This window comes from Duganella aceris, from assembly GCF_011090165.1.
Classification (GTDB): Bacteria; Pseudomonadota; Gammaproteobacteria; order Burkholderiales; family Burkholderiaceae_D; genus Rugamonas; species Rugamonas aceris.
In genome coordinates, this window is sequence record NZ_JAADJT010000006.1 from 451,777 (window position 1) to 458,287 (window position 6,511).

The 6,511-nt window shown below is 63.0% G+C and carries 7 protein-coding genes; 5 read left to right on the forward strand and 2 right to left on the reverse strand.

Annotation, left to right across the window (positions count from 1 at the left end):
* The first annotated feature begins 63 nt into the window (after nucleotides 1–63).
* The 3 genes from GW587_RS15910 to aceA all read left to right on the forward strand — a co-directional run bounded on the left by GW587_RS15910 (nucleotide 64) and on the right by aceA (nucleotide 3,366).
* The gene (locus GW587_RS15910; RefSeq protein ID WP_166104831.1) at nucleotides 64–1,287 is read left to right on the forward strand and encodes an MFS transporter; all 1,224 of its coding nucleotides are present in this window, start codon (nucleotides 64–66) and stop codon (nucleotides 1,285–1,287) included.
* 36 nt (nucleotides 1,288–1,323) lie between these two features.
* On the forward strand, nucleotides 1,324–1,818 hold the full coding sequence (gene rraA, locus GW587_RS15915) for a ribonuclease E activity regulator RraA (protein ID WP_166104833.1): 495 nt from the start codon (nucleotides 1,324–1,326) through the stop codon (nucleotides 1,816–1,818).
* A 252-nt stretch (nucleotides 1,819–2,070) separates the two neighbouring features.
* Nucleotides 2,071–3,366 carry an isocitrate lyase gene (aceA, locus tag GW587_RS15920; protein ID WP_166104836.1) on the forward strand — a complete coding sequence of 432 codons (1,296 nt, stop codon included), beginning with the start codon at nucleotides 2,071–2,073 and terminating at the stop codon, nucleotides 3,364–3,366.
* Nucleotides 3,367–3,439: 73 nt separating this feature from the next.
* Here the strand turns inward: aceA and GW587_RS15925 are convergent, their stop codons facing one another.
* The gene (locus GW587_RS15925; protein ID WP_166104839.1) at nucleotides 3,440–3,679 is read right to left on the reverse strand and encodes a hypothetical protein; all 240 of its coding nucleotides are present in this window, start codon (nucleotides 3,677–3,679) and stop codon (nucleotides 3,440–3,442) included.
* Complete coding sequence (locus GW587_RS15930; RefSeq protein WP_166104842.1) at nucleotides 3,676–3,933, reverse strand: hypothetical protein; 258 nt, start codon at nucleotides 3,931–3,933, stop codon at nucleotides 3,676–3,678. The genes GW587_RS15925 and GW587_RS15930 overlap by 4 nt, the downstream gene beginning before the upstream one ends.
* Nucleotides 3,934–4,108: 175 nt before the next feature.
* On the opposite strand from GW587_RS15930, the gene GW587_RS15935 reads away from it, so the two are divergent.
* Both GW587_RS15935 and GW587_RS15940 read left to right on the forward strand, forming a co-directional pair.
* Nucleotides 4,109–5,038, forward strand: coding sequence for a 23S rRNA (adenine(2030)-N(6))-methyltransferase RlmJ (locus GW587_RS15935; RefSeq protein WP_166104844.1), 930 nt, complete (start codon nucleotides 4,109–4,111; stop codon nucleotides 5,036–5,038).
* 105 nt (nucleotides 5,039–5,143) lie between these two features.
* Nucleotides 5,144–6,412: an EAL and HDOD domain-containing protein gene (locus tag GW587_RS15940; RefSeq protein ID WP_166104847.1), complete on the forward strand. Its 1,269-nt coding sequence runs from the start codon at nucleotides 5,144–5,146 to the stop codon at nucleotides 6,410–6,412.
* Nucleotides 6,413–6,511 lie beyond the last annotated feature (99 nt).

Sequence of the window (6,511 nt, forward strand, 5' to 3'; positions counted from 1 at the left end):
TCGTTCTATCTTAAATCAGACGGCCCGAAATTGCTTACACTTCCGGAAACAACAGGAGAAAGCATGAACGACAAGTCTTTGCTGCGCCAGGACGCCAAGGTGATTTCGCTGGTCGGGCTGGCGCACGGCACATCCCATTTTTACCACGTGATCCTGGCCGCGCTGATCCCGTGGCTGAAGCCGGAGTTTCATTTGAGTTATTCGGAGCTGGGGCTGCTGATGACGGTGTTCTTCGTCGTCTCCGGCGTCGGCCAGGCGATGGCCGGCTTCGTGGTCGACCGGCTCGGCGCGCGCACCGTGCTGTTCAGCGGCATCGCGCTGCTGGGGGTATCGGCGGTGCTGCTGTCGAGCGCGCATAGTTATTTGCAGTTGATGCTGGGCGCGTTCGTCGCCGGCTGCGGCAACTGCGTGTTCCACCCGGCCGACTACACCTTGCTGAACCAGCGCGTGTCCAAGGCGCGGCTGGCGCACGGCTTCTCGGTGCACGGCATCAGCGGCAATATCGGCTGGGCCATGTCGCCGCTGTTCCTGACCTTCGTCGCGGCGCGCACCGACTGGCGCACCGCATTGCTGAGCGCGGCCTTGCTGCCGCTGGCGGTGCTGGCGCTGATGCTGTGGAACCGCCACGCGCTGCGGCCCGAGCCGGCGGTGGTGCCGGTCACGGGCGCGGCGCAGGTCGCGGCCGACAGTCCGTTCGGCTTCCTGCGGCTGAAAGTGGTGTGGATGTGCTTTGCCTTCTTCCTGATCTCGGCGGTGGCGCTGGCCGGCATCCAGACTTTCGCCGCGACCAGCCTGGTCAGCCTGTACGGCATGTCGCTGGCGTGGGCCACCTCGGCCTACACCTGCTACATGATGGCGTCGGCGGTCGGCATGCTGTACGGCGGCTTCCTCGGCGCGGGCAGCCGCAACCACGACCGCATCATCATGATCGCCTTCGGCACGGCGGCAGTGCTGGCGCTGGTGCTGGCCGCCGCCGTGGTGCCGGCCTGGATGGCGGTGGTGCTGATGGGGCTGATCGGCCTGGTGACCGGCATCTCCGGCCCGTCGCGCGACCTGATGATCCGGGGCGCCGCGCCGGCCAACGCCACCGGCCGGGTGTTCGGCGTGGTGTATTCGGGCCTGGACAGCGGCCTGGCGCTGGGCCCGCTGATGTTCGGCGCGCTGATGGACGCCAACCACCCGTCGGGCGTGTTCATCGGCATCGGCATCTTCCAGGCGCTGGTGATCCTGACGGCGGTGGGCGTGGGCAGCAATACGCGCGTGGCCGGCGTGCCGAAAACGGCATAGAATCAAGCTGTCCTGATCACTCTGCATGGAACCACGATGAGCTTTGCCACCACCGATTTATGCGACGACCACGCCAATCTGCTGGAGGACGGCCGCCTGGCCGTGCTGCCGCCGGTGTTTCGTCAATACGGCCTGCGGGTGCAGTTTTCCGGGCGGGTGACCACGATCAAGGTGCACGAGGACAACGCGCTGGTGCGCGCGGTGCTGGAGACGCCCGGCGACGGCAACGTGCTGGTGGTCGACGGCGGCGGCAGCCTGCGCCGGGCCCTGGTCGGCGGCCAGCTTGGCTTGCTGGCGCAGGACAACGGCTGGGCCGGCATCATCGTCGACGGCTGCATCCGCGACTCCGAGGAGCTCAACGCCTGCGACATCGGCGTGCGCGCGCTGGCCGCGCATCCGCAACGGAGCGCCAGAAAGGGCGCGGGCGAGCGAAATCTCCGGGTGCATATCGCCGGCGTGCCCGTCAGCCCCGGCGACTGGATCTACGCCGACGCCGACGGCATCCTGGTGGCGCAGCAAAAGCTGATCTGAGGCCGGGTTTTTCATCTGGCGAGAGCGCCATTTCATATCGTGGGATCTCATGTGTTACCGCAGCATGATTTTATTCCACGGATAGAAATTTCGTTTTGCATCATGAAAAATTAAGTGTAAGTCTTTGATATTTATAAAATTTAATTTAGTCATCTGTCTTATATAAGAGTGGTGGTGCGGGGCACAAAAGGGTCTACTATTTGTCTAACGGATTTCGTTTTTCAACATGTAGGAACTTAAGGAGAACTCACCATGGCAACTCGTGAACAGCAAATCGCAGCCCTGCAAAAAGACTGGGACACCAATCCACGCTGGAAGGGCGTCACCCGCACCTACACCGCCGAGGACGTGGTACGCCTGCGCGGCTCGCTGCAGATCGAGCACACGCTGGCGCAGCGCGGCGCGGAAAAACTGTGGGATCTGGTCAACAACGAACCGTTCGTCAATGCGCTGGGCGCGCTGACCGGCAACCAGGCCATGCAGCAAGTCAAAGCCGGCCTGAAAGCGATCTACCTGTCCGGCTGGCAAGTCGCCGGCGACGCCAACATGGCCGGTGAAATGTATCCCGACCAGTCGCTGTATCCGGCCAACTCGGTGCCGATGGTCGTCAAGCGCATCAACAACACCTTCCAGCGCGCCGACCAGATCCAATGGTCGGAAGGCAAGGACGACATCGACTTCTTCGCGCCGATCGTGGCCGACGCCGAAGCCGGTTTCGGCGGCGTGCTGAACGCCTACGAACTGATGAAATCGATGATCGATGCCGGCGCCGCCGGTGTGCACTTCGAAGATCAGCTGGCGTCGGTCAAGAAATGCGGCCACATGGGCGGCAAGGTGCTGGTGCCGTCGCGTGAAGCGGTGGAAAAACTGACGGCGGCCCGCCTGGCGGCCGACGTCATGGGCACCTCGACGCTGGTGATCGCCCGCACCGACGCCGAAGCGGCCGACCTGCTGACCTCGGACGTGGACGAGAACGACCGTCCGTTCTGCACCGGCGAGCGCACCGTCGAAGGCTTCTACAAGGTCAAGCCGGGCATCGAGCAGGCGATCTCGCGCGCGCTGGCATACTCGCCGTTCGCCGATCTGGTCTGGTGCGAGACCGGCAAGCCGGACCTGGCCTTCGCCAAGCAGTTCGCCGACGCGGTGCACGCCAAGTTCCCGGGCAAGATGCTGGCTTATAACTGCTCGCCATCGTTCAACTGGAAGAAAAACCTGGACGACGCCACCATCGCCAAGTTCCAGAAAGAACTGGGCGCGATGGGCTACAAGTTCCAGTTCATCACGCTGGCCGGTTTCCACGCGCTGAACTACGGCATGTTCAACCTGGCGCACGGTTATGCGCGCCGCCAGATGTCGGCCTTCGTGGAATTGCAGGAAGCGGAATTCGCCGCCGCCGACAAGGGCTTCACCGCGGTCAAGCACCAGCGCGAAGTCGGCACCGGTTACTTCGACGCCGTGACCCAGACCATCCAGAACGGCCAGTCCTCGACCACGGCGCTGCACGGCTCGACCGAGGACGAACAGTTCTTCGATAAAAAAGTAGCGTAAGGAACGGTGAGGGCGGGGATCCCCGCCTTTGACGAGAGGCCGCAGCGACACAATCGCTGCGGCCTTGCCGTTTTCAGGGCTGCTGTTGCTGATGTTGTTGCTGATGTTGCTGCAGGTGCTTGCGCAGGCGCGCCTGGAATTCGTCGACATCGTCGACCGTGGCCAGGTCGTCGTCGACTTCGATCATGTGGGTGCTGTGCCCGGGCGCGAACGACACGGTGGCTTCCACGCCATCCCTGGTTTCGGATAGCGCATGGCCCTGGATCGCGCCAAGCACATTGCCGTTGCTGTCGGTGACGATGGTCATTTTCATTTCATCCCCCCGCCTTGCAGGTTGTGGAAGCAGCCGCCGACGCCCTGGTTGTGGATGTTGACGAAATAGGTGGCGTTGCCGTTGTTGTCCTTGCGCTTGCGCTGCTGGTCGGCCATGTGCACCGCCCCCTGGTTGGGCGTCTTGACGTCCGCCGACGCGAACTGGGTGCCGTGATCGGCGCCATAGGTGTAGCTCCAGAACGCCGTTTGCCCGGGCGCCAGGAAGGTCAGCGGCCCTACGTTGTTGAAAGCCATAATCTCCTCCGTGAAAGTTCGCCGCGCCTGCGGATGCCGGCGCGGAAGTTCCATCGTAGTCTCCATAAATGAGCACGCTTTGATGCAAACGAAGCTCGGGCTTTTTTGGCGGGTGCGGCTTTCTAGTGGATAATGCGGGATTGACTGCGTCACTCCTTTAGGAAATCCCAAGCTTATGTTTAGTTACCGCCACGCCTTTCACGCGGGTAATCACGCCGATGTGCTCAAGCACTTCATCACCATCCAGCTGATGCAGTACATGAATCAGAAGGACGCCGCCTACAGCTACATCGACACCCACGCCGGCGCCGGCGTGTATGCGCTGGACAGCGCCTTCGCCTCCAAGAACGCCGAATACGACACCGGCATCGGCCCGCTGTGGGACCGTACCGACTTGCCGGCGCCGATCAAGGAATACGTCGACCTGGTCAAGGGCCTGAATCCGAGCGGCAAGATGCGCTACTACCCGGGCTCGCCGTTCGTCGCCGACCTGGTGGGCCGCGAACACGACCGCCTGCGCCTGTTCGAGATGCACCCGGCCGACGCCAAGATCCTGGCCGACAACTTCCGCAAGCTGGACGACCACGCCGCGCAGCAGGGCATCCGCCCGACCACGCGCGGCAAGCGGGTGCTGGTCACGCGCGGCGACGGCTTCGCCGCGCTGAAGGCGCTGCTGCCGCCGCCGTCGCGCCGCGCGCTGGTGCTGATCGATCCGCCTTATGAAGACAAGACCGACTACAAAAAAGTCAAAGACACGCTGGCCGAAGCGCTGGTGCGCTTCCCGACCGGCACCTACGCGGTCTGGTATCCGCTGCTGGTGCGGATGGAATCGCGCCAGTTCGCCGACAAGCTCAAGCAACTGCAGTGCAGCGACTGGCTCAACGTGGTGCTGACCACCCACACTCCGATGCCGGACGGCTTCGGCCTGCACAGCAGCGGCATGTTCATCCTGAACCCGCCGTACACGTTGGAGCCGATGCTGAAGGAAGTGATGCCGTGGCTGGTCAAGGCCCTGGGCAAGGACGCCGGCGCCAAGTTCGTGCTGGAGAGCGGCAAGCCGACCACTGTGCGCAACAGTCCGGCGCGGCGCCCGGTCGCACGCTAGAAAAATGTTGTCAGGAGAGCATACTCAGGTATAGTCTGGCATATAGCAGGGGGCCGCAAGAGACGACTGCCTGCCGCACAGCAGATTGCAGATTGGGAGCTTCCCATGATGATAGCAGCGTCACCTGCGCCGTCCAAACTTGCCGACAACTTCTTTCTGGCACGCCAGCCCATCCTTAATCGGGGGCAGCGGCTGGTGGCCTACGAACTGCTGTTCCGCGACGCCGGCGCGCACAACGCCGCCCACATCACCGACGACGCCGAAGCCACGGCCACCGTCATCGCCCACGCCTCCGAGCTGGGCATGGCGCAGGTGGTGGGCGACCAGATGGCCTTCGTCAACGTCGACGCGGTCGGCCTGATGAGCGACTTTATCCGTTTCCTCCCGCACGACAAAGTCATCCTCGAAATTCTCGAAAGCGTCAAAGCGACGCCGGAAATGCTGGAGCGGGTGCGCGAGCTCAAGCAAGCCGGCTTCCGCTTCGCGCTGGACGACGTCATCGGCCACTCGGACGATGTGCAAAAGTTCATGCCGTTGTGCGACGTGATCAAGGTCGACATCAAGGATATGCAGCCCGGCACCTTGCCGGCGCTGGCGCGGGTGTTGAAGAATTCCAAGCAAAAGCTGCTGGCCGAAAAGGTCGAAACCATCGAAGAATTCCAACAATGCATGTCGTTGGGATTCGAATACTTCCAGGGTTATTACTTCGCGCGGCCGGTCATCCTGAGCGGCAAGAAGATCTCGCCGTCGCAGCTGAGCGTGCTGCATCTGCTGGATTTGCTCGACACCGACGCCAGCAACCAGGACGTCGAGCGCAGCGTCAAGCACGACGCGCTGATCACCTTGAACCTGCTGCGGCTGGTGAACACGCCGGCGGTGGGGGCGCGTTACCGCATCAATTCGGTGGGGCACGCGCTGATGGTGCTGGGGCGACGGCAATTGCGGCGCTGGCTGCAGATCCTGCTGTACGTCAAGAACGGCGGCACGGCCGAATTCACCTCGCCGCTGTTGCAGCTGGCGACCACGCGCGGCAAGACGATGGAATTGATGGTCGAGCATTTGCGGCCGGGGCAGCGGGTCAGCGCCGACATCGGCTTCACGGTGGGGGTGATGTCGCTGATGGACACGCTGTTCTCGATCCAGATGCGCGACGTGCTGGAAAGCGTCAACGTGCTGGACGAAGTGCGCGCCGCGCTGTTGCACCGTGGCGGCGACTACGGCAGCATGCTCAACCTGATCGAGCACCTGGAGCAGGGCCGCGACGGCAAGACGCTGGCGACGCTGCTGCACCAGCTGGCGCTGAAACCGGCCGAGCTCTACACGATCCAGCTGGCCGCGATCGAATGGGTCACCGACTACACCCGCACCATCTAAACTCCGGGGTCAGAGCTAAAAACTGGACACGGGCTCTACCGTAGCGGTCGCTACGGTAGAGCCCGTGTCCAGTTTTTAGCTCTGACCCCGGAGTAGGAC